The organism is Rhodanobacter sp. C03 (assembly GCF_002001175.1).
In the GTDB taxonomy this organism is placed as follows: domain Bacteria; phylum Pseudomonadota; class Gammaproteobacteria; order Xanthomonadales; family Rhodanobacteraceae; genus Rhodanobacter.
This window is the reverse complement of record NZ_MUNT01000001.1, coordinates 745,053-767,742: the sequence shown is the minus strand read 5'-3', so window position 1 is coordinate 767,742 and position 22,690 is coordinate 745,053. Positions and strand designations below refer to the sequence as shown.

Sequence of the window (22,690 nt, the reverse complement as noted above, 5' to 3'; positions counted from 1 at the left end):
AGAAAACCGGATTATGCGGTGATGCAGCGGCTGCCGCATGGCAAAGATGTGGCATCGTCGGGCAGCGCATGGAACATTGTAGGAGCGGCTTCAGCCGCGATGCTCTTCAGCGCATCAGCCAGAAGCATCGCGGCTGAAGCCGCTCCTACACAGAATAGGCGGGGCTGTCGGCTACACGTACTCGACCACTTCCAGATCGAACCCGGCCAGGCCCACCAGCTTGCGCGGCGTACCCAGCACGCGCAGCTTGTGCACGCCAAGGTCGGCCAGCATCTGCGCGCCGAGACCAAGCTGGCGCCATTCCTGTTGCTGCGCCTCTTCCGGCGCCTGCGTGCTGGGCTGGCGATTCAATCGGGCCAGCAAGGCTTCCGACGTATCCTCGCCGGACAGCACCAGCAGCACGCCGCGATCCTCGTCGGCGATCCGGCGCAGTGCCGAGGTCACAGTGAGGCCGAGATCGTCGCGCTTCAGATGCAGCACGTCTGACAACGTATTGCGCACATGCACGCGCGACAGCACCGGCGCACCATCATTCACCTTGCCGCGCACCAGCGCGTAATGCAGGCCATGACGGATCGCATCGCGGTAGGCGATCAGGCGGAACGGGCCGAACTCGGTTTCCACCTGCTCCTCGTGCACGCGCTGCACGGTCTTCTCGGTTTCCAGCCGATAGCGGATCAGGTCAGCGATCGAGCCGATCTTCAAGCCGTGCTTGGCCGCAAAGATTTCCAGCTCGGGACGGCGCGCCATCGAGCCATCCTCATGCAGCACCTCGATCAGCACAGCCGATGGCTCCAATCCAGCCAGCGCAGCCAGATCGCAACCGGCCTCGGTATGCCCGGCACGGGTCAGCACGCCGCCTGGCTGGGCGGTGAGCGGGAAGATATGGCCGGGCTGGGACAGATCCTGCGGCTTCGCATCGGCTTTCACCGCCACCTGGATCGTGCGTGCGCGATCGTGCGCGGAGATGCCGGTGGTGACACCCTCGGCCGCCTCGATCGAGACGGTGAAATTGGTGTGGTAGGCCGAGGTGTTGTCGCTCACCATCGGGCGCAGGCCGAGCTGGCGCGTGCGCTGCTCGGTCAACGTGAGGCAGACCAGTCCGCGCGCCTCGCGCACCATGAAGTTGATGTCTTCCGGTCGCACCATCTGTGCGGCCATGATCAGATCACCCTCGTTCTCGCGATCCTCGTCGTCGAGGATCACCACCATACGGCCGGCGCGGATGTCTTCGAGGATTTCGGGGATGGTGTTGAAAGCCATGATGTGGGTCTCGTTGTGATGTTCTCCCTCCCCCAGCATGGAGGGGGAGGAGCTAAAGAATCAGGCAAATCCGTGCTGCTTCAGAAACGCCTCATCCAGCCGCGGCGTCTCGCCGCTGGACAGCAGCCGTTCGATATAGCGTGCCACCACGTCCACTTCGATATTCACCGCGTCACCGACGCGACGTACATGGAACGCAGTGTGCTCGACTGTGTGCGGAATCAGGTTGACGCCGAAGCGATGACCGGCGACCTCGTTGACGGTGAGGCTGGTGCCGTCGATGCAGACCGAGCCCTTCGCCGCGATGTAACGCGAGATCCCAGCGGACACCTCGAACGTCCAGCGTTGCGAGCGGCCGTCCGGCGTGATCGACACCACCTTGCCGAGACCATCGACATGACCGGAGACTAGGTGACCGCCGAGTCGGTCGGCGAGGCGCAGCGCCTTCTCCAGGTTCACCGGATCGCCGGGCTTCAGCTTGCCCAGCGAGGTCAGCGACAGCGTCTCGTTGGAGACATCCGCGCTGAAGCCACGCGGCTCCAGCGTGATAGCAGTAAGGCACACGCCGGACACGGCGATCGAATCGCCCAGTTGCACATCGGTGAGATCAAGGTCGGCCGTATCGACGGCCAGACGCACGTCGCCGCCGCGCGGCTCGAGCCGCGCGATGCGGCCAACGGACTGGATGATGCCGGTAAACATCAGCACAGCTCCGGCAGGAGGGCGATGTTTCGCATGAACAGGATCGATTTCATGAAACGTTTCCCGCGTTGGACAACAAGCGAAAAACGCCCCAAGGCATGAGGCCGACGCACAGCTGCAAGGCCACGCATCCGACCGTCTTCTCTTTATCCGGACTGTGAGGAAACTGTCGCCAGCTTCCAACCGTCGGCTCCGGCATCTGACCGGATCTGCTGACCCTTGACCTGCTCCATGACGGATCGTCCATCACGGACCGGACCAAGGCGCTCGCGGGCTTGTTGTCAGGCGTGAACCCTTCAACCTACCGCCGGTGGGGAATTTCGCCCCGCCCTGAAGACGCTATGTGAGTTTTGCCGGCTGGGCCGGCCGATGCAGTCTAACACCGCCGCGGCACCGACTCCTGCGGTAGCCGCGAATGCAGTGTTCGCCACCACGTACAGTCCGCGCTCAGAGCGGACGCAGGCGCAGACGCCAGTCATTGCCGACCTGACCCTGTTCGACCGGACGCAGCTGCCAGCGCTCAGCCATGTCGGTAAGTGTGTGCAGTCGCAGCAGCGGGCGCGCACCGTCGCCCAGTAGCACGGGCGCGACATAGAGCAGCAACTCGTCGACCAGGCCGGCCGTGAACAGCGCACCGCTCAGGGTCGGCCCAGCTTCGACATGCACTTCGTTGCAGCTGCGCCCGGCCAGCAAGGCGAGTACGGCAGCAAGATCGAGCGCTTCGCCCTGCTCCGGCACAACCGCATGCTCAACCAGCTCGAAACGATGATCCGGTGCCGCCGTTGCGGCATGCAGCAGCAGACTCGGCGTCGTGCCGTCCAGCACGTGGCTACCGGCTGGCGTGCGCAGCTGGCGATCCAGCACCACGCGCAGCGGTGGGATGAATTCCTCGCCGGACGGCAAGCGCACCGTCAACCGCGGGTTGTCCGTTAGTACCGTGCCACTGCCGCTGAGAATCGCCGAGCTGCGTGCGCGCCAGCGCTGTACGTCGGCGCGCGCGGCCTCGCCGGTAATCCAGTTTGATTCGCCGTTGGCCAATGCTGTGCGGCCGTCCAGGCTCATCGCCAGTTTCATCCGCACGAACGGACGGCCGCGTTCGATCCGGCTGAAGAAACCGATGTTGAGTTCGCGTGCGGCTTCGCGCATCAGGCCCGACTCGACCGTGATGCCGGCTGCGCGCAGTTTGCCGATGCCACGTCCGTCGACCTGCGGGAACGGATCCTCTGCAGCGATCACCACGCGCGCCACCCCAGCGGCGATCAGCGCATCCGCGCACGGCGGCGTGCGCCCCTGATGCGCGCACGGCTCGAGTGTCACGTAGGCGGTCGCACCGTGCACACGCGTGCCGGCCTCGCGCAGCGCGAACACTTCCGCATGCGGCTCGCCCGCGCGCTGATGCCAGCCGGTGCCGACGACGTCCGCGCCATGCGCCATCACGCAGCCAACGCGCGGATTCGGTTGCGCGGTAAACAAGCCGCGCTCGGCCAGCCGCAGCGCATGCGCCATATGCGCGTGGTCAAGTGCCGAGAAGGCTGGCGCGTTCATGTGTCCAATTCCAGTGCAGCGTGAAGCTTCTTCGGCGCGACACGCCGCCACGCATCCCGCAGCAGCTGGTGTACCCACGCCTCTTCCATCCCGGCAATGCGCACATGCGTCCAGCCATGCTTGCCCCAGCTTGGATCGGCTTCGAACAGATCATCGGCCGACATGCGCAGCACGTCGAGTTCATCAAGGGAAAACTTGAGAATGACGCGATCATCGCGACGGGAAAACTGCGCGAAGATCTTGCCCCGCACACGGAACGATGGCGTGCCGAAGTGATCGACCTCCTCCGCCTGCGGCAGCTGCATGGCAAGTTCGCGGAAGCGATCCAGCGTCACCATGCGCAGTCAGCCCGCGCTCACTTGTCGCGCCTGCCGCCACCCAGCAGCGGCAACTGCATCTCGTCCAGCCCCGGCAGGTCGCGCTCCAGCTTCTCGATCTCCTCGCGGAACGCGTGCACGTCCTCGAATTTGCGGTAGACCGAGGCGAAGCGCACATAGGCGACCTGGTCGAGGTTCTTCAGCTCGCGCATCACCAGCTCGCCGAGCTGGCGCGACGATATTTCGCGTTCGCCGCTGCGACGCAGGTCGTTGATGATGGTGCGCACTGCGCTATCCACATCATGGCTTGGCACCGGCCGCTTCTGCAGTGCACGCTCGAAGCTCACTCGCAGCTTGCGCTCGTCGAATGTCTCGCGGCGCTCGCCACTCTTGACGATCGTCGGCAGCTTCAGCTCGGCCGTCTCGAACGTGTTGAAGCGCTCGCTGCATTGCGGACACTCGCGCCGACGACGCACGGTGCTGCCGTCCTCGGTCAATCGCGAATCGATCACGCGGGTGTCTTCGTGCTGGCAGAAGGGGCAATGCATGCTTAGTAAGTGTCGATCATCGTCTGCACGAAAGCACGCACCAGCGGTGGCAATCGGCCCTGTAGTGAGCCACGCTCAGGCTGGAACAGTGTGGCGACGAAGAATGGATGATCATCTAGTTCGATGCCGCGCACGTCGCCAGCAGCATCCAGGGCACTGATGCGTAGCGCCCCGTTGGCAACAGCCTGACGAAAATCTGGACTCAGTCCATAGCTGCAGTGATAACCCTCGACGATCGAGGTTGTTCCATAGGCCTGCGCAAGCCGCGAGCCTGCGACGAGCTGCACCGCATCGGTGACCTCGACCAGTGAGCACAGCAGCGGCACGATCACCTGGCGTTGCGCCTGCGGCGCCGTTTCAGCGTGCTCGGCATCGGTCCAGCCCAGCACATTGCGTGCGTATTCGATCACCACGTGCTGGAAGCCGCCGCAGGTGCCCAGGAACGGAACGTGGCGCTCGCGTGCCACCTGAATCGCGGTGAGCGCACCGTCCATGCTGCGATACGGGCTGGCCGGTACACACCAGAGGCCATCGAACTCGGCCAGCGCGGCACCATCACTGACCTGCTCAGTTGGCACCCAGACCGGCTCGATCTCCACGCCGCAGGCATCGGCTGCCATTCCCAAGGCCAGCGGAATGGCGCGATGGGCGACCACATCCTCATTGCGGTCGCCGATCAGTCCGATCTGCAAGGCATGCATGCCGATGGGCTCAGCCGTACACCGGGTACTTCTTGCACTGCGCCGTGACGTTCGCGCGCACCTTGGCGATCACCGCTTCGTCGCCTGGCGCATCCAGCACATCGCAGATCCAGTTCGTCAGCTCGATGCAATCCGCTTCCAGATAGCCGCGAGTGGTGACGGCTGGCGTGCCGACGCGCAGGCCGGAGGTGACGAAGGGCTTGCGCGGATCGTTCGGCACGGCGTTCTTGTTGACGGTTATATGCGCGTTGCCCAGCGCTTCTTCGGCCGCCTTGCCGGTGACTTCCTTGCCGATCATGTCGACCAGCATCAGGTGGTTCTCGGTGCCGCCAGAAACGATCTTGTAGCCACGCGCCATGAAGGTCTTGGCCATCGCCTTGGCATTCTTCACCACCTGGGTCTGGTAGGCCTTGAACTCGGGCTCCAGCGCTTCCTTGAACGCCACTGCCTTGGCGGCGATCACGTGCATCAACGGGCCGCCCTGGATACCGGGGAACACGATCGACTGCAGCTTCTTCTCGATCTCCTCGCCCGCGCCCTTGGCAACGATGATGCCGCCGCGCGGGCCACGCAGGGTCTTGTGCGTGGTCGAGGTCACCACGTGCGCGTGCGGCAGCGGGCTCGGGTACACGCCGGCAGCGATCAGGCCGGCGACGTGTGCCATATCGACGAAGAACAGCGCACCGACCGAATCGGCGATCTGGCGCATGCGCGCCCAGTCGACCACCTGCGAGTAGGCACTGAAGCCGCCGACCAGCATCTTCGGCTGATGCTCCGTAGCGAGGCGCTGCACCTCGTCATAGTCGATCAGGCCATCCGCATCGACGCCGTACTGCACCGCGTTGAACAGCTTGCCGGAGATGTTGACCTTGGCACCGTGGGTGAGATGGCCACCATGCGCAAGGCTCATGCCGAGGATGGTGTCGCCCGGCTGCAGCAAGGCGAAGTACACCGCCTGGTTCGCCTGCGACCCGGAATGCGGCTGCACGTTGGCGTAGGTCGCACCAAACAGCTGCTTCAGACGCTCGATCGCCAGCTTCTCGGCGATGTCGACGTACTCGCAGCCACCGTAGTAGCGCTTGCCCGGATAGCCCTCGGCGTACTTGTTGGTGAGCTTGGAGCCCTGCGCTTCCATCACGCGCGGGCTGGCGTAGTTTTCCGAAGCGATCAGTTCGACGTGGTCTTCCTGGCGCTGACCCTCATCGGCGATGGCCTTGGCCAGTTCATCGTCATAACCGGCGATCGTGCAGTTCTTCGGAAACATTCTGGCCTCGGCAGATGGGGAGCGGGGAGTAGCCGGAAAGTGTAGCGCTGCCGGGCGTTTGCGGCCACCGCCCGGGCTCAGCGGTCATTTCCTCCGTGCCGGTGCACCGCCGAGACCAGCACGTAGCTGATGATCATCAGCAGCAGCCACGCTCCCAGCTTGCCGACCGGCACCATGCTCCAGCCATGCCGCTGGGCCGGATAAAGCCACGCCTTGGTATACGTGCCGACGTTCTCCGCCAGCCAGATGAACAGCGCCACCAGCCCAAAGCCCAGCAACAGTGGCATGCGCCGGTGCACGCGACGGATGCGGTAATGCACCCAGCTGCGGCCGAACAGCAGCACGAGTGCTGCAAACAGCACGGGACGGGCATCCGGCAGGAAGTGATGGGTGAAGAAGTTGAGGTAGATCGCCGCCGCCAGCAGTACGGTCGCGCCAAACGGCGGATGCCGGCTGAAACGGAAGTCGAACAGCCGCCACGCCCGGGCAATATAGCTGCCGATCGATGCGTACATGAAGCCGCTGAACAGCGGCACGCCGCCCAGGCGCAGCAGCGAGGACTCCGGATAACTCCACGATCCCATTGCGGTCTTGAACAGCTCCATCAGCGTGCCGACCACGTGGAACAGCAGGATCACCTTCGCCTCTTCCAGGCTTTCCAGCCGCAGCGCGAGCAGGCCCAGCTGGATCGCGATGGCGGCCAGGGTGAGGAAGTCGTAGCGGGCCAGCGGCGCCGTAGCCGGGTACCAGCGCCACGTAGCCAGCAGCAAGGCCACCATCAACCCACCGAACAGACAGGCTGAAGCCTGTTTCACGCCGAAACAGACCAGCTCGTGCATGCCCACGGCCCAGCGCCCATGGACCCGCAATTGCCGTGCGATGCGGTGATCCAGCCCGATCAGACGGCGCATCGGAGCTGTCGTCGTCCATGTCACTGGCTTTGCTTTCATCGTCCATCCTTGCCATGCAGAAGATCGCAGGATGGCGGACGGTTCTGGCGCACCACGTGCCGGGAAGTGGAATGGCGCGGGCAATCGCTATGCCATGCGTCCGGAGCCACGCGGAATCTGTCACGACGCGCCGGGCATCGTTTTGCGGCATGGCAAGCGGCTGACGGCCAGCGTCATCGAAGCGGCGCGCCAACCCGCTATAATGCGCGGTTTGACGCACTCCCTTTCCAGTGCCGGCCTCACCGAGGCGGCGCGGTGCACGCCTTCGGAGGTTCCATGCAGTACATCTACACCATGAACGGGGTCAGCAAGATCGTTCCCCCGAAGCGCCAGATCATCAAGGACATCTCGCTCAGCTTCTTCCCGGGCGCGAAGATCGGCCTGCTCGGCCTGAACGGCGCGGGCAAATCCACGGTGCTGAAGATCATGGCCGGCGTGGATACCGACTTCCAGGGTGAGGCGCGTGCTGCCCCAGGTATCAAGGTCGGCTACCTGGCGCAGGAGCCGCATCTGGATCCGGAAAAGACCGTGCGCGAAGCGGTCGAGGAAGGCGTCTCCGTCATCCTCGACGCACAGAAGCGCCTGGACGAGGTCTATGCCGCCTACGCCGAGGAAGGCGCCGATTTCGACAAATTGGCGAAAGAGCAGCAGGAACTCGAAAACCTGCTCGCCGCCAACGACGCGCATGCGCTGGAGCGCCAGCTGGAAGTAGCCGCCGACGCGCTGCGCCTGCCGCCGTGGGACGCCAAGATCGGTCCGTTGTCCGGTGGTGAAAAGCGCCGCGTGGCGCTGTGCCGCCTGCTGCTGTCCAAGCCGGACATGCTGCTGCTCGACGAGCCGACCAACCATCTGGACGCCGAGTCGGTCGACTGGCTGGAGCAGTTCCTGCAGAACTACCCCGGCACCGTGGTGGCGGTGACGCATGACCGCTATTTTCTTGAGCACGCTGCCGAGTGGATTCTGGAACTCGATCGCGGCCGCGGCATTCCGTGGAAGGGCAACTACACTGACTGGCTGGAGCAGAAGAGCGAGCGCCTCGCCCGCGAGGAATCCGCCGAGAAGGGTCGCCAGAAGGCGCTGGCGCGCGAGCTGGAATGGGTGCGTTCGGCCTCCAAGGGCCGTCAGTCCAAGGGCAAGGCGCGTATCAACCGCTTCGAGGAACTGAACTCGGTCGAGTACCAGAAGCGCAACGAGACGAACGAACTCTATATCCCGCCGGGCGAGCGCCTGGGCCAGGAAGTGATCGAGTTCAAGAACGTCAGCAAGTCGTTCGGCGATCGCCTGCTGATCGACGACCTTTCGTTCAAGGTGCCGCCAGGTGCCATCGTCGGCGTGATGGGTGCAAACGGCGCCGGCAAGTCCACCTTGTTCAAGCTGATCACCGGCAAGGAAGCGCCGGACAGCGGCGAGGTGAAGCTCGGCCACACCGTGCAGCTGGCCTATGTGGACCAGTCGCGCGATGCGCTCGATCCGAACAAGAACGTGTGGCAGGAAGTATCCGACGGTGCGGACATCATAACGATCGGCAAATACGAACTGCAGTCACGTGCGTATATCGGCCGCTTCAACTTCAAGGGCGTCGACCAGCAGAAGATGGTCGGCACACTCTCCGGTGGTGAGCGCGGTCGTCTGCATCTGGCCAAGACCCTGATGCAGGGCGGCAACGTATTGCTGCTGGATGAGCCGTCCAACGATCTGGACGTCGAGACGCTGCGCGCGCTGGAAGACGCGATGCTTGAGTTCCCCGGCTGCGCGATGGTGATTTCGCATGACCGCTGGTTCCTCGACCGCATCGCCACCCACATCATCGCGTTCGAAGGCGATTCGCACGTCGAATTCTTCCCCGGCAACTACAACGAGTACGAAGCCGACAAGAAGCGGCGCCTCGGCGATGAAGGCGCGAAGCCGCATCGAGTGAAGTACAAGAAGCTGGCGTAAGCGCAACAAGGCACCGTCATTCCGGCGCGGACCGGAATGACGGCAAAGATTACCGGAGACCACGATGAGTTTCATGCAGTCACTGCAATCAGCCTGGCAGCACAACAACTCGCTGGTCTGTGTGGGTCTCGATCCGGAACCATCGAAGTTCCCTGCCCATTTGCGTGGCAACCCGGATGCGGTCTTCAAGTTCTGCAGTGCCATCGTCGATGCCACCGCCGACCTCGTCTGCAGCTACAAGCCGCAGATCGCCCACTTCGCCGCCTTGCGCGCCGAAGACGCGCTGGAACGGTTGATCGCGCATATCCACCAGAAACATCCGGACGTGCCGGTGATCCTCGACGCCAAGCGCGGCGATATCGGCAGCACCGCACAGCACTACGTCAGCGAGGCGTTCGATCGCTATCGGGCCGATGCAGTCACGTTGAATCCGTATCTTGGCCGCGACTCGGTACAACCCTTCCTCGATCGTGCCGACAAGGGCGTGATCCTGCTCTGCCACACCTCCAATCCGGGCGCCGCCGACCTGCAGGACCTCGACGTAGGCGGCATGCCGCTGTACCAACATGTGGCGCAGATCATCGCGCGCGACTGGAATACTCGCGGCAACTGCGCCCTGGTCACCGGCGCTACCTGGCCGGAACAGCTCGGCGAAGTGCGCGCCCTGGTCGGCGACATGCCGCTACTGGTGCCCGGCATCGGCGCACAAGGCGGCGATGTCGAGGCCGTGGTGCGCAATGGCCGCACCGGCACCGGCAGCGGTCTGCTGATCAGCTCGTCACGCGCGATCCTCTATGCCGGCAATGACGAGGATTACGCGCAGGCCGCACGTATTGCGACGCTGGAACTGCGCGACACGATCAACCGCTATCGCGACTAACGACGGCTTTACTCGTCGTATTGATCGCGACATAGTCGACTCTCGGATCCCCGAGGGCGATGCATGCGCACCCCTGTAAAAAGCGACAGACCGATCGATCACACGCGCCGCCGTTTACTGCAGGCAGCGGGCGTATCACTGGCAGCGATGGCCTGCCCTTTCCCGGTGTTCGCACGCGATGGCGCACCCGCCGCGCGCTCCCGCCTGATCCTGCTCGGCACGGCCGGCGGCCCCACGCCCAAGGCGGATCGCTCCGCACCGGCAAATGCCATCGTGGTCGATGGCGTGATCTATGTGATCGACTGCGGCAATGGCGTGGGGCGGCAGATGGTGAAAGCCGGACTCGACCTCGGCGCAATCCGCAACGTGTTCATCACCCACCAGCATTCCGACCACAACGCCGACTACGGCAATTTGTTGCTGCTGGCTTGGGCGGGGCCGTTGCACAGCCGGGTCGATACATGGGGACCACCGCCGCTCAAGGAGATGACTCGGCTGTTCCTCGAAATGAACGACTACGACATCCGTACACGGATCGCCGACGAGGGACGACCACCGCTGGCGCCGTTGATCGTGCCGCATGAACTGACCGCAGCAGGTGTCGTGATGCAGGACGCACGGGTGAAGGTCACCGCCGCACTGGTACAGCATCCGCCGGTCGCGCCGGCCTTTGCCTACCGCTTCGATTGCCCCGACCGATCCATCGTGTTCTCCGGTGACACGCGGCCATCCGCAAACTTGGTGGCGCTCGCGCGCGGCGCCGACGTGCTGGTACACGAGGTGATGTACCTGCCCGCGCTGAACAAGCTGATCGCCACCGAGCCGAACGCCAGCCGTCTGCGCGAACACCTGCTGGCCAGCCACACCACCACCGAGCAGGTGGGTCGCATCGCCACCGAGGCCGGCGTGAAGACGCTGGTGCTCACGCACTTCGTGCCCGGCGGCTATCCGCCGATTCCGGATGAGGTGTGGCGCGATGCCGTGGCACCCCACTTCAAGGGGCGCTTGATCGTGGGGCATGACCTGCTGGAAATCTGAAGCCCGGCGGCTGCAGCCGCCGGATCACTGCGCGAATGTATTCGCGCCCTGACCGGTCATCCTGTCGCGGTCTTGGCCGCCTGCAACATCTTGGCCTTCAGATCCAACGCATCGGCCGCATCCAGCAAGGCACGTGCAAAACTGCGCACCTCGGCCGGGCGCAAGGCATACCAGTTGCCGCTTTTACCCACTTCGGCCACGTTGCGACCCGCACGCGATATGCAATGCGGCCGGAAAATCACCATGCCGGTGAGCGATTCCGAGCTGATATCCGCAGAGACAATCTGCATGTGCGTTTCATCTTCTTTCTTCACCGTACTTCTCCCGGGCGGATAGCCGCCCTTCTGCAGCTTACGCTACCGGGAGTTCTACGGTTGTTGGATGTGATGCAGCCGGCTCGATGCGTATCGGTTTTGTCAGCGACAAGTCAGGTGCAAGGCTGACTCGGGTCATGCAATCATCCGGCAGCCCGGCATATGCAACGCCATTCCTCTGGCGCCAGGCGATGTTCCGGATGGTGCTTTCTTCACCTCCCCATACAAGGAGTTGTCTCGCATGACTGAATCCATCGACATCCGCCCCGAGGACTGGAACCGAATGCAGCGACAGATCGGCTGGCTGCGTGCCGGTTTGATCGTGGCACTGCTACTGCTCATGGCGTTGACCATCCGCGTCTTTCACCAGCGTTCCGACAAAATCATTCGCACGCAGGGCATCGTCATCGTCGACGCGCAAGGGCATGACCGCATCCTGATCGGCGCGCCCGTGCCGGCCAGTACCGATCGCACACGCAAGGACGATGCCTCCGACGGCATCATCTTTCTCGGCAAGACTGGCGCAGATCGCCTCGCGCTCGGACAAACCCCCACCGTGCATATCGATGGCAAGACCTACAAGCGAAGAGGCGATGACAACAACTACGGCATGACGCTGTACGACACCAAGGGCAGTGAGCGCGGCGGCATGGCTTTCATGGGCACAGGACGCGTCGGACTCGCGCTCGATCGCGCCACGCCTCCGTACGAGGCCATTGGCCTGATGGTCGATGACCAGGAGAATTTTGCCGGGATGTACATCAACTACGGCGATCCCAAGGCACAGGACTCTGCCATCGAATTCGGCACCGATGCCAACAGCGCCCACGTCCAACTCAAAGGCAAGGACGGCCTACCGCGCGCAAAGCTGGATCTCGACGGGACGAACAAGCCGGCGTGGCAGTTCGACGACGCGGAATCGGCAGCGAAGGCCGCGCAGGACCAGAAGCACTGACGACAGCAAGTCGCCTGCACAGCCAGCGGCTGCGCAGGCGACTCAGTCGGCCACGATGCTCACCGGCTGGCGTGGCCCGACAGCAGCCGGTGCATGCAACAGCCTCGCACGCAGCCAGCGCTCGCACGGCGTCGACAGCCAGCGCTCAACTGCTATACCCAGCAACCAACACAGCGGCAGTGTCAGCAGATACCACAGGAAGCCGAGCCGCATGTCGCCGCCAGCGAGTCTGAACAGCCACACCACCGGCGTCACCACAAACATGTGGGTGAGATAGATCTCGTAGCTGAGCCGCCCCCAGGAACGCAGCCAGTCCAGGCCGCGCCAGGGATGCCAATCACCACGGCGCCGGCGTTGCTCGCAGGCCAGCAGCAGGCACAGCGCCGAGAGCGCCAGCAACAGCATGTAGCCATCGCGCAACAAATCCCACATCAGCGCACCGTCGATCGTCGTCGCCAGCAGGCCGATCGCGCCCAGCCATCCCAGCAAGGTAGTCGTGCGTGCCGGAAGCGTGCGCGAGCGTGCTGCCAGCAAGGCACCGAGCACGCCGAGCGCGATCGCCGACATGCCTGGCAGGTAGGCCTTCTCCTGCCAGATCTCGTTGCCGCGCAACGCGGCGTGCGTCCATGGCATCGACAGCGCGAGCACGGCCAGCAGCGGTACTAGCACCCAGCGCCGGCGCGTCAGCAGGCAAGCCAGCGGAAAGCCGATGTAGAACACTTCCTCGATCGACAACGACCACAGCACGTCCCAGTTGCCCGGCAGATAGCCCGTGTGCCCCTCGTACCAGTTCAGATGCAGCCCGATGACAGCCCAGATCGCGCCCGGCAGGGACTGGCCGGGGCGACTGATCGTGTAATCCGGGACCGCCAGCAGGTGCAATACCGCGAGCACGGCAATCAGCACCAGCAGGCAGGGCACGATGCGGGCGAAGCGACGCGCGTAGAACGCGCGCAAGTCGATCCGCTCCAGGCCGCCCCAGCGTTGCAGTGCGTTGCCGGCAATCAGGAAGCCGGAGATGACGAAGAAAACGAACACGGCCTCGTAGCCGTTGTAGTTCAGCCGACTCAGAAACCACGATGGCAGCACATCGGCCAGCGCGGTCTTCTTCAGCGGAATGCGCAGGCCGAGGTGATTGAGAATGACGAACAGGATGGACAGGCCGCGCACGAGGTCGATGCCGGGATTGCGGCGTGCCGGCGCGGACTGCGGATCTTTCCCGTCGAACATCGACGGCTGCATGGATTCCATCGGTGACATCGGCTGCCCCGTCGTCAAAGAGCAGCATCATCCATGCACAGGCGTCGCCGCATCAATGCCGGCGCACAGGAATCATGCCGTGACTTCCACCCCGCGCCAGAACGCCACGCGGCCCTTGATCTCGATGGCGGCCTCTTTCGGTGTCGGGTAATACCACGCGGCATGGGTATTCACCTCGCCATCCACGATCACGTCGTAATAGCTGGCCGTGCCTTTCCACGGACAGACGCTCTGGTGCTCGCTGGCCCGGAAGTACTCGCGCCGCATCGACTCGGCGGGAAAATAGTGATTGCCCTCGACGACAACGGTGTCATCGCTTTCAGCCAGCAAGGTGCCTTTCCAGATCGCTCGCATATCATTCGTCTCCGATGTCCTGGCCTGGAAACAGCACGTCGGTGTAGCCGAACTTGCTGAAGTCGGTGATGCGCGAGGGATACAATCGACCGATCAGGTGATCGCACTCATGCTGCACCACGCGGGCATGGAAGCCCTCGGCGGTGCGCTCGATACGCGTGCCCTGCGGGTCGACGCCTTCGTAGCGGATCAGCGAGTAGCGGCTCACCGCCCCGCGCAGGCCGGGCACCGACAGGCAACCTTCCCAGCCTTCTTCCATATCCTGCGACAGCGGCGTGATCACCGGATTGAGCAGGATCGTGCGCGGCACGGCCGGCGCATCGGGATAACGCTCGTTGCTGTCGAAGCCAAAGATCACCAACTGCAGGTCGACACCGATCTGCGGTGCGGCGAGGCCGACACCATCGGCGGCATGCATGGTGTCGAACATGTCGGCGATCAGCGCGTCGAGTTCCGCACCGCCAAGCATGGCGTCGGGCACCAACGGGGCAATGCGCAACAAGCGCGGATCGCCCATTTTGAGGATGTCGCGGATCATGGGAACCTCACAATCAGATTGCGTCTACCTACTGACTGTGGCTTTCGCAGCGTGAATACAAGCCTCCGCATGCGATTCCCTCATTCCGGCTCATGCCGGAATGAGGGAATCGCAGCATTCCAGCGATCAGCCGCCGAACACCTTCTTCAACAGATCGGTGCTGCGCGCAGCGGGGTTGTGGCGGATCGACTGCTCCTCTTCACCGATCATGGTGAACAGCCCATCCAGCGTCTTGCCGGTCACGTAGTTGTCCAGGTCCAGCGGGCTGCCGCCGCTGCCCGACTTGTGTCCACCGCCGAGCGAGCCGAGTGAACCGAGCGTGCTGCCGAGTCCGCCACCACTGCCGGCGGTGAATTCCTTGTACTTCTCGGTGCAGCCGACGCTGGCGGTGGCCTTGGCCACGATCGGGTGGATGCGCGCAGTCAGCGCGTCGCCAGCCACGCGGCGGAAGAAGTCGGTGGCCGCATGGTCGCCGCCGGTGAGGATGCCGCGTGCGTCGCTCAGCGTCATCTTGCGGATCGCGTCACCGAAGATGTCCGCCACCTTCGGCACGGCCTCCTCGGCGGCACGATTCAGGCTCAGCTCGAATGCGTCGACCCGGGCGCCCTGACCCATCTTGCGCGCGAGATTGCCGGCCTGTTCAAGTTTGCCCGGCAGTGGAATGCGCACCTTGGCATTCTTCCAGAAGCCGTCGCTGCGACCGAGACTGTTGATCGCGTTGGTAGTGCCCTTGGCCAGCGCTTCCTTGAGGCCGGAGGCGATATCGCTGTCCGGCAGGCCACTGCCGAGCTTCGACGAACTGGACATCGGCGACGACTGTTTGGCCTTGTTCAACAGATCCTTGAACTGCCCGGATCCGGCGGCACTGACCGGCAAGGTGGCGGCGACGAGAACGAGGCCGAGCAAGCCGTAGCGAACCGTGATGCGCATAACGAACTCCTTGTGGTCGACACGTAGGCCAGTGTACCCCCGCGCCCAGCCATCCACATGACAGGTCACGCAGGGCCATTCGACCAAAGGCCAATGCCGGTTGCTTCGGTTTGGCATTGACCGTCGCCGTCGACGGGGCGACTCTTGCCTTACCCACGAGAAGAGCCACTCATGCAAGCAGTCATGCCCGCGCCCATTCCAGTCAGGCCGAGTCCCGCAGCCAGGATTCTGTGGGTCGCCATCGCCATCGTCGGTGCGTTCTGTCTGGGTGTGGTCGCGTTGCGCCGCGGTGAACCGATCAATGCAATCTGGCTGGTCGCTGCGTCAATTTCGATCTTCGTGATCGGCTACCGCTACTACGGCAAGTTCATCGAGCACTCGGTGCTGAAGCTGGATCCCACCCGCGCGCCGCCCTCGGTGCTGCGCAACGACGGTCTCGACTACGTGCCCACCGACAAGTGGGTGGTGTTCGGCCACCATTTCGCCGCGATCGCCGGTGCCGGCCCGCTGGTCGGCCCGGTGCTGGCCGCGCAGATGGGTTACCTGCCCGGCACGTTGTGGATCCTGTTCGGCGTGGTGTTCGCAGGCGCGGTGCAGGACTTCATGATCCTTGGACTGTCGCTGCGCCGCGATGCTCGCTCGCTCGGCCACATGCTGCGCGAGGAACTGGGCCCGGTCGCCGGCGTGGTGGCGATGTTCGGCGTGCTGGTGCTGATGATGATCGTGCTGGCGGTACTGGCGCTGGTGGTGGTCAAGGCGCTCACGCACAGCCCGTGGGGCACCTTCACCGTAGCGGCCACGATCCCGATCGCGCTGCTGATGGGCGTGTACTTGCGCTGGTTCCGCCCGGGCAAGATTCTGGAGGTGTCGATCATCGGTCTGGTGCTACTCTTGGCCTCGATCGCATTCGGCAAGACCGTGGCCGATTCGGCCACATTGGCGCCGCTGTTCGACTTCGATGCGAAGGCGCTGGCGTGGCTGCTGATCGCCTACGGCTTCTGCGCCTCGGTGCTGCCGGTGTGGCTGTTGCTGGCACCGCGCGATTACCTGTCCACCTTCCTCAAGATCGGCACCATCGCCCTGCTGGCGCTGGCGATCTTCCTCTCCGCACCGACCCTGCAGATGCCGGCGGTGACCAAGTTCATCGACGGCAGCGGCCCGGTCTTCCAGGGCGGCCTGTTCCCGTTCCTGTTCATCACCATCGCCTGCGGCGCGGTGTCCGGCTGGCACTCGATCATCGCCTCGGGTACCACCCCCAAGCTGCTCGCCAACGAGGGCCAGGCGCGTCTGGTCGGCTACGGCGGCATGCTGATGGAAGCGTTCGTGGCGATCATGGCGCTGATCGCCGCCTCTTCGCTGCACCCAGGCGTGTACTTCGCGATGAATTCGCCGGCCGCGATCATCGGCAGCACGGTGCAGGATGCAGCCACCACGATCAGCCAGTGGGGCTTCGTGGTGACCCCGGACGAGTTGTTGCAGACCGCGAAGAACATCGGCGAGTCCAGCATCCTCGGTCGCGCCGGCGGCGCCCCGACCCTGGCGGTAGGCATGGCGCAGCTGCTGCACAACATCATCCCCGGCGGCAGCATGATGGCGTTCTGGTACCACTACGCGATCCTGTTCGAAGCGCTGTTCATCCTCACCACCGTCGATGCCGGCACCCGCGTCGGCCGCTTCATGATCCAGGAAATCGCCGGCCTGATTCACAAGCCGCTGCAGGAAACCAAATCGTGGGCCGGCAACCTGCTCGCCACCGCGATCTGCGTCGGCCTGTGGGGCTATTTCCTCTATCAGGGCGCGGTCGATCCGCTCGGCGGCATCAACACGCTGTGGCCGCTGTTCGGCATCGCCAACCAGATGCTCGCCGCGATCGCGCTGATGCTGGCCACCGTGGTGGTGGTGAAGCTGAAACGCGAGCGCTATGTGCTGGTGCCGGGCATCCCGGCGATCTGGCTGATCGTGTGCACCATGGTCGCCGGCTGGGAGAAACTCAGCGGCCCGATCAGCTTCACCGCCGCGGCGCAGAAATACGCGCAAGCGATGCAGGACGGCAAACTGCTGGCGCCGGCCAAGACGCCGGCCGCGATGCAGCAGATCGTCACCAACAACTACGTCGACATGGCGCTCACCGGACTGTTCATGCTGCTGATCGTGGCGATGCTCGGCTTCTCGCTGCGTGCCCTGATCCGCGCATGGCAAACCAACCACCCGACCGCGCACGAAGAACCGTACGTGGCATTGAGCAGCGTCGCCAACTGAGGAGGCCGTGATGAACAGGTCGATGCAGGCACTTGAATCAGGCTGGAAGTGTGCGGTACAAACCGCCCGACTCTGCTGCGGCGTGCCCGACTACGATGCCTACGTGAAGCATCTGCGCGAGCATCATCCCGAGCGCGAGGTGCCCGACTACAAGGCGTTCTTCCGCGAGCGGCAGGAGGCGCGTTACAAGGGCACCGGCGGGCGGTGTTGCTGAAGGCAGCACCTGCAACTCCTGTAGGAGCGGCTTCAGCCGCGATGCTCTGCTCTGGAGCTATCGCGGCTGAAGCCGCTCCTACAAGGTAGCCACGATCATGGCAGCGGCATACCTGCGTGCCAGTTCGCCAGCTGCAGGCGATCGAGCAACTCGACCGCCGCCTGTCGCGCCTGCATGCCATGCGTGGGCAGCACCAGCACATCGCCGTCATGCGCCCAGACGAGCAGGCCGCGCACGGCATCAAGCTCGTTAAGACATTCGATCACGGCTTCCGCCGGCACGGCCCGACGCACCAGCTCATCGCGCAGGATGCTGGCGATTTCGCCGGCCACGCGGCCACGCATGAAACCCTCGATATCCTTCAGCACCACGCGCCGCGGATGGAAGCCGGCGGCAACCGCGGCGAGTTCACGGATATCGGCATCCTCACGATTGCCGGCCTGGCCCAGCACCAGACCAAGACGTCCGTGGCTCAGCGATGTCGTCGCAACACCCAGCAGACCGCGCAGGCCCTCCGGGTTGTGCGCGTAGTCGACGAACACCTCCAGCGTGCCGAAGCGCCAGTGCTGCAGGCGGCCGGGATTGTCGGCATGCGCGCTGCCGAAGCGTGCCAGCACGTCGGCGATGGTTCCGGCAGGAATGCCGAGCGCCGCCGCGGCCAATGCAGCTGCCGCAATATTCGCGATGTTGTAGCCGGCGCTGCCGGCGAAGCTCAACGGCATCTGCGCGACAACACCCAGGTCGTGATCGACACCTTGATGGAACAGGTGAAGATGGCCGTCGCGCACGGCGCAGGTGCTGCCCCCATGTTCGCGCTGGGCGCGCAACAACGGATGCGCATCGTCGAGCGCGAACCAGCCCAGCGGCACTAACATCGCAGCAGCCAGCGTGGCCAGCACGGCGTCATCTGCATTCACCACCAGCAGGCCAACGGCGCCGAGCACACGCGCAACGGTGAGTTTCACCGCCGCCAGGCCATCCAGATCGTGGATGCCGTATTCGCCGAAATGATCGTCGCTGACGTTGGTGATCACGGCCACGTTCGCGCGCTGCACGGCGAGACCACGACGCAGGATGCCGCCGCGCGCGGTCTCCAGCACCGCGGCCTCGACCTGCGGCTGACGCAGCACTTCGCGCGCACCGGCGGGGCCGGAGAAGTCGCCGGAGTCGATCGCACGGCCGTCAACGAACACGCCATCGGTGCAGCTATGCCCGGCATGCCAGCCATGCGCCTGCGCCATCGCGGCGAGTAGTCGCACGGTGGTGGTCTTGCCGTTGGAGCCAGTCACCAGCGCCACTGGAATATCGTGCAACGCGGTCCACGGCACGGCGTCGATGGCAGGAAGATTTTTCAGCGGCCAGCTGCGGACACCCGTTCCTTGGCCGATCGAAAACATGTCATCGTCGATCAACACGGTAAGCCCACGCGTTTCGGCGGCCTGCACCAGAACCGGCAGTTCGGGCCGGTGTTCGGCAGCGGCGAACGCGTGCAACGTGTGCAGCGCGGAAGCTTCGTCCCATGCGGCGGGATGCCCCGGCGCATGCAGGCCCGCATCCACGGCACGCTCGGTGGCCAGCGTCGCCAGCCACGCCCATTCGTTCACTTCGGTCGCGCTGAACAACTGGTCGATTGGCGCTTCGAAGGCGAGTGCCGCGCCACTGGCATGCCGGCGCACCACGAGCGACACGTCACCCCAGCCGAGTGCTCGGCAGGCAAGCTCCGTGCGCACGCACCAGCCATCCAGCAACGCGTCGTCGATGACAACACCGATGGTTTCCAGCACCGCGCCGGCGCCGTCGAAGTACAGGTTGGAACCGGTGAGGCGGCGCGAATCGTCGAATGGCAACGCGGTAGGCAGAATGCTCAATCGTCACTCTCGCGGGAGAAACGCACGCCGCGTTCATCGCGCACCACGTCGCCCAGATCGGCAAAGCTCGATTCGTCGAACGACGCTTCAGTTACCGGCGGCGTAATCGGAGCCGCAGCGGATTCCGCCCTCAGCTCGGCCGTACCTTCGGGGCGGAACTTGATGATCTGTTTCCACGAACGCACCAGTGCATCGGCAAACACGAGCAACAGGTCGCCGGCGCGGCCCATGCCCAGTGCAGCATCGATCGCCTTCTGCTCGTCAGGGATGAGCGAGATCGCCGCGTCCGGCACACCGGCCGCGCGCAGCGCGCGCGCCAGGATACCCGGCACCTCGTCGCCATCGCGACCACGCAAGGCATCGTCACGGCGACAGATGTAGTGATCGAAACGGCCGGCCACCGCGTCGGCGATCGCCACCAGATCCTCGTCGCGGCGATCGCCGGGGCCGGCCAGCACCACGATGCGCCGACCGGTGACGTCGAGGCGCCCGGCCAGGTCGGCCATCACCGCCACCGCATGCGCGTTGTGACCGTAATCGAACAGCACCTTGAACGGATGCTCGCTATACACGTTCATGCGCCCCGGCGCCTGGAAGAACGTGGTGTCGAACGTGCGCAGGCCCTGGCGGATCGCGTCCAACTTGATGCCCAGCGAGAACGCCATCGAGGCGGCGACCATCGCGTTCTGCACGTTGTGCAGCGCGCGTCCTTCCAGCGTGGCCGGGATCAGGTGCGTCCACAGCAGCGGGATATGGCTGCCCTTGTCGTACAGCGTGATCATCGCGCCGTTGACGCCCGCTTCCAGCGCACAGGCACGACCGCCCGCGCGCACATGCTCGCGCACCAGCGCGTGCGACGGGTTCATGGTGACGTAGCAGATCACCTTGGCGTCGGTGTAGCCGGACATCTTCAGCACCAGCGGATCGTCGGCATTCAAGACCGCGCAATCGGTGGCCACCTCGATCACGATGCGCTTCACCTCGGCGAGCTGCTCCAGCGTGTCGATGCCCTTCAGACCGAGATGATCGGACTGCACGTTGAGCACCGCGCCAACGTTGACCTTGGTCACGCCCATGCCGGCGCGCAGCAGGCCACCGCGCGCGGTCTCCAGCACCGCGATGTCGATCTGTGGGTCGGACAGCACCATCCGCGCCGACACCGGCCCGGTCATGTCGCCCTCGACCGTGCGCTGGCCGTCGATATAGACGCCATCGGTGGTGGTGAGGCCCGGCGTATAGCCGGCCATCTTGGTGATGTGCGCCAGCATGCGCGCGGTGGTGGTCTTGCCGTTGGTGCCGGTGAGCGCCGCGATCGGCACCCGCGCCGGCGAGCCGGGCGGAAACAGCATGTCGATCACCGGGCCGGCCGCGTCACGCGGCGTGCCCTCACTCGGACTCACATGCATGCGGAAGCCTGGTGCCGCGTTGACCTCGCAAATACCACCACCAATGCTCTTGTAACTCTCAGCGATATTGGTCGACAGAAAATCCACGCCGCCGACATCCAGCCCGATCGCGCGGATCGCGCGCACCGCCATGTCGCGGTTGTCCGGATGGATGATGTCGGTGACGTCGGTGGCAGTACCGCCGGTGGACAGGTTCGCGGTGGAACGCAGGTAGACGATCTCGTCCGCCTTCGGCACCGACGCGACGGTGTAGCCGACGCGCTCCATCATCATCGTCGCCTGCGCGTCCAGCTCGATCCGGGTCAGCACCTTCTCGTGGCCGACGCCGCGGCGCGGATCGGCGTTCACGACTTCGACCAGCTGCGCGATCGTGCTGCTGCCGTCGCCGATTACATGACCCGGCGTGCGTCGTGTCGCCGCGACCAGTTCGCCGTTGACCACCAACAGCCGGTGATCGTCGCCGCTCAGGAAATTCTCCACGATCACCGAGCGCGAATGCTCACGCGCGGCCTTGAAGCCTTCGACAACCTGCTCGTCGGTCATCAGATGGATCGAGATGCCGCGGCCATGGTTGCCATTGAACGGCTTGGTCACCACCGGCACACCGAGCCTGCGTGCGGCGCGCAGTGCACCCTCCTCGCTCTGCACCAGTTCCTGCTTGGGTACCGGCAGGCCAAGCGAGGCGAGGATCTTGTTGGTTTCTTCCTTGTCGCTGGCCAGTTCCACCGCGATATGCGGCGTGCGTCCGGTCACCGTGGCCTGGATGCGTTGCTGGTATTTGCCGTGACCCAGTTGCACCAACGACTGGTCGTTGAGGCGCAGCCACGGGATGTCGCGTTCCTCGGCCGCGCGCACCAGCGACGCGGTGGACGGCCCGAGCGCGCGGCGCTGCGCGTAGCGGATGAACTCGTCGCGCGCGCTCGTCCACTCCCAACCTTCCGGCACGTTGCCGCGCACCTGCAGTTCAGCCGGCAGCAACGAGGACAGCAGGCGCAGGGCCAGCTCACCGGCGGCAATGCCCTCCTCCTTCTGCACGTACTCGTAGACCACCGAATACACGCCTGGCTTGTCGACGCTGCGCGTCTTGCCGAAGGTGACATCCTCGCCCGCCACGTTCTGCAGTTCGATCGCCACGTGTTCGAGCACATGACCAAGCCAGGTACCCTCGCCTTCGCGCATACGGCGGATGAAGCCGCCGGGTTCGCGGTACGAGCAACCGTGTTCGGCCAGCCCCGGCAATGCGGCGATCAGGCCGTCGACAAACGTGGCGCCGAGCTTGCCGGTCGGCCACTTTTCGAGTTCGCCGAGATCGAGTTCGAGCCGGATGACCGGAAAATGCGCATACAACGACGGGCCGACGAAAACGGAACGTTCCAGAATGCGCATGGGCTTGATCCTTGAGCCGGAGGCTCACTACTTATGTGGTTTACGCCGGAAGCAGGCTTG

21 protein-coding genes and 1 riboswitch are annotated in these 22,690 nt (G+C 64.5%); of the genes, 6 read left to right on the top strand and 15 right to left on the bottom strand.

The genetic code is table 11. The features are described 5' to 3' along the window. Positions 1–171 precede the first annotated feature (171 nt). The 8 genes from ribBA to B0E48_RS03210 all read right to left on the bottom strand — a co-directional run bounded on the left by ribBA (position 172) and on the right by B0E48_RS03210 (position 7,290). Positions 172–1,263, bottom strand: coding sequence for a bifunctional 3,4-dihydroxy-2-butanone-4-phosphate synthase/GTP cyclohydrolase II (gene ribBA / locus B0E48_RS03245; protein WP_077515973.1), 1,092 nt, complete (start codon positions 1,261–1,263; stop codon positions 172–174). Between the two features lie 60 nt (positions 1,264–1,323). Next, complete coding sequence (locus tag B0E48_RS03240) at positions 1,324–1,965, bottom strand: riboflavin synthase (protein WP_077516924.1); 642 nt, start codon at positions 1,963–1,965, stop codon at positions 1,324–1,326. Between the two features lie 133 nt (positions 1,966–2,098). Further along, positions 2,099–2,307: riboswitch (FMN riboswitch) on the bottom strand. Positions 2,308–2,412: 105 nt separating this feature from the next. Continuing rightward, complete coding sequence (gene ribD, locus B0E48_RS03235) at positions 2,413–3,510, bottom strand: bifunctional diaminohydroxyphosphoribosylaminopyrimidine deaminase/5-amino-6-(5-phosphoribosylamino)uracil reductase RibD (protein WP_254423831.1); 1,098 nt, start codon at positions 3,508–3,510, stop codon at positions 2,413–2,415. Beyond that, positions 3,507–3,815, bottom strand: coding sequence for an MmcQ/YjbR family DNA-binding protein (locus tag B0E48_RS03230; RefSeq protein ID WP_217317793.1), 309 nt, complete (start codon positions 3,813–3,815; stop codon positions 3,507–3,509). Before B0E48_RS03230 ends, ribD begins: the two co-directional genes overlap by 4 nt. A gap of 50 nt (positions 3,816–3,865) precedes the next feature. Next, positions 3,866–4,375 (bottom strand): transcriptional regulator NrdR, encoded by a 510-nt coding sequence (gene nrdR, locus B0E48_RS03225; protein ID WP_077446368.1) that lies wholly within the window; start codon positions 4,373–4,375, stop codon positions 3,866–3,868. A gap of 2 nt (positions 4,376–4,377) precedes the next feature. After that, the gene (locus tag B0E48_RS03220; protein ID WP_077515970.1) at positions 4,378–5,076 is read right to left on the bottom strand and encodes a CTP synthase; all 699 of its coding nucleotides are present in this window, start codon (positions 5,074–5,076) and stop codon (positions 4,378–4,380) included. A gap of 10 nt (positions 5,077–5,086) precedes the next feature. Continuing rightward, entirely contained in the window at positions 5,087–6,340 is a 1,254-nt protein-coding gene (glyA, locus tag B0E48_RS03215) for a serine hydroxymethyltransferase (RefSeq protein ID WP_077515969.1), read from the bottom strand. A gap of 77 nt (positions 6,341–6,417) precedes the next feature. Next, positions 6,418–7,290: a DUF817 domain-containing protein gene (locus B0E48_RS03210; protein ID WP_077515968.1), complete on the bottom strand. Its 873-nt coding sequence runs from the start codon at positions 7,288–7,290 to the stop codon at positions 6,418–6,420. 276 nt (positions 7,291–7,566) lie between these two features. Between B0E48_RS03210 and ettA the strand changes: the two genes are divergently transcribed. The 3 genes from ettA (at position 7,567) to B0E48_RS03195 (ending at position 11,146) form a co-directional block, all read left to right on the top strand. After that, complete coding sequence (ettA, locus tag B0E48_RS03205; RefSeq protein WP_077515967.1) at positions 7,567–9,228, top strand: energy-dependent translational throttle protein EttA; 1,662 nt, start codon at positions 7,567–7,569, stop codon at positions 9,226–9,228. Between the two features lie 64 nt (positions 9,229–9,292). Then, positions 9,293–10,108 (top strand): orotidine-5'-phosphate decarboxylase, encoded by an 816-nt coding sequence (pyrF, locus tag B0E48_RS03200; RefSeq protein WP_077515966.1) that lies wholly within the window; start codon positions 9,293–9,295, stop codon positions 10,106–10,108. A gap of 63 nt (positions 10,109–10,171) precedes the next feature. Further along, on the top strand, positions 10,172–11,146 hold the full coding sequence (locus B0E48_RS03195) for an MBL fold metallo-hydrolase (protein ID WP_077515965.1): 975 nt from the start codon (positions 10,172–10,174) through the stop codon (positions 11,144–11,146). Between the two features lie 56 nt (positions 11,147–11,202). Here B0E48_RS03195 and B0E48_RS03190 read toward each other — a convergent pair whose 3' ends face one another. Then, positions 11,203–11,436, bottom strand: coding sequence for a hypothetical protein (locus tag B0E48_RS03190; RefSeq protein ID WP_077515964.1), 234 nt, complete (start codon positions 11,434–11,436; stop codon positions 11,203–11,205). A 265-nt stretch (positions 11,437–11,701) separates the two neighbouring features. Here B0E48_RS03190 and B0E48_RS03185 point away from each other — a divergent pair, with 265 nt between their 5' ends. Beyond that, complete coding sequence (locus B0E48_RS03185) at positions 11,702–12,415, top strand: hypothetical protein (protein WP_077515963.1); 714 nt, start codon at positions 11,702–11,704, stop codon at positions 12,413–12,415. A gap of 42 nt (positions 12,416–12,457) precedes the next feature. Here the strand turns inward: B0E48_RS03185 and B0E48_RS03180 are convergent, their stop codons facing one another. The 4 genes from B0E48_RS03180 to B0E48_RS03165 form a co-directional block, all read right to left on the bottom strand. After that, positions 12,458–13,666: an acyltransferase gene (locus B0E48_RS03180; protein WP_254423830.1), complete on the bottom strand. Its 1,209-nt coding sequence runs from the start codon at positions 13,664–13,666 to the stop codon at positions 12,458–12,460. Positions 13,667–13,747: 81 nt separating this feature from the next. Beyond that, positions 13,748–14,029 (bottom strand): DUF427 domain-containing protein, encoded by a 282-nt coding sequence (locus B0E48_RS03175; RefSeq protein ID WP_077515962.1) that lies wholly within the window; start codon positions 14,027–14,029, stop codon positions 13,748–13,750. A 1-nt stretch (position 14,030) separates the two neighbouring features. Further along, on the bottom strand, positions 14,031–14,567 hold the full coding sequence (gene def, locus B0E48_RS03170) for a peptide deformylase (RefSeq protein WP_077515961.1): 537 nt from the start codon (positions 14,565–14,567) through the stop codon (positions 14,031–14,033). Between the two features lie 126 nt (positions 14,568–14,693). Beyond that, positions 14,694–15,497, bottom strand: a complete 804-nt coding sequence (locus tag B0E48_RS03165; protein ID WP_077515960.1) for a DUF4197 domain-containing protein — start codon at positions 15,495–15,497, stop codon at positions 14,694–14,696. A gap of 183 nt (positions 15,498–15,680) precedes the next feature. Here B0E48_RS03165 and B0E48_RS03160 point away from each other — a divergent pair, with 183 nt between their 5' ends. Together B0E48_RS03160 and B0E48_RS03155 are read left to right on the top strand one after the other, a co-directional pair. After that, positions 15,681–17,756: a carbon starvation CstA family protein gene (locus B0E48_RS03160; protein WP_077515959.1), complete on the top strand. Its 2,076-nt coding sequence runs from the start codon at positions 15,681–15,683 to the stop codon at positions 17,754–17,756. Between the two features lie 10 nt (positions 17,757–17,766). Further along, positions 17,767–17,970: a YbdD/YjiX family protein gene (locus tag B0E48_RS03155; RefSeq protein ID WP_077515958.1), complete on the top strand. Its 204-nt coding sequence runs from the start codon at positions 17,767–17,769 to the stop codon at positions 17,968–17,970. Between the two features lie 95 nt (positions 17,971–18,065). Here the strand turns inward: B0E48_RS03155 and B0E48_RS03150 are convergent, their stop codons facing one another. Further along, positions 18,066–19,838, bottom strand: a complete 1,773-nt coding sequence (locus B0E48_RS03150) for a Mur ligase family protein (protein ID WP_254423829.1) — start codon at positions 19,836–19,838, stop codon at positions 18,066–18,068. Next, positions 19,835–22,630, bottom strand: coding sequence for a cyanophycin synthetase (gene cphA / locus B0E48_RS03145; RefSeq protein ID WP_077515957.1), 2,796 nt, complete (start codon positions 22,628–22,630; stop codon positions 19,835–19,837). The genes B0E48_RS03150 and cphA overlap by 4 nt, the downstream gene beginning before the upstream one ends. Between the last annotated feature and the right edge of the window lie 60 nt (positions 22,631–22,690).